The organism is Streptomyces sp. PT12, from assembly GCF_003311645.1.
Taxonomy (GTDB): domain Bacteria; phylum Actinomycetota; class Actinomycetes; order Streptomycetales; family Streptomycetaceae; genus Streptomyces.
This window is the reverse complement of sequence record NZ_QEST01000204.1, coordinates 1-410: the sequence shown is the minus strand read 5'-3', so window position 1 is coordinate 410 and position 410 is coordinate 1. Positions and strand designations below refer to the sequence as shown.

Genomic DNA, 410 nt, shown 5'->3' with positions numbered 1-410 from the left:
TCGGCGCGGAGGTCGGGGGTCAGAACGGTACCGGCGCGATCCACCAGCAACGCCATCTCATAACCCACCAGACCGATATCAGCCTCAGGATGCGCCAACACCGCCAACGACGAACCATCCGAAATCGACATGATGAAGAGAAACCCCCGCTCCATCTCCACCACCGTCTGATTCACCGCACCACCCTCGAAGATCCGCGACGCACCAGCCGTCAACGACGTCAACCCCGACGCCACCGCAGCCAACTGATCCGCACGATCCCGCGGAAACCCCTCGGACAACGCCAGAAGCAGACCATCAGCCGACACCACCACCGTGTGCGACACACCCGGAGTGCTGTCCACAAAGCTGGTGATCAACCAGTTCAGGTTCTGCGCCGCCTGGCTCATCGGGCTCACACTAACGCTCCT

At 62.0% G+C, this 410-nt stretch carries 1 protein-coding gene; it reads right to left on the bottom strand.

The annotated features are described in order from the left end of the window. Window positions 1-389, bottom strand: a 389-nt coding sequence (locus DEH69_RS22900) for a roadblock/LC7 domain-containing protein (protein ID WP_147255775.1), incomplete at its 3' end; no start/stop codon positions are given. Between the last annotated feature and the right edge of the window lie 21 nt (window positions 390-410).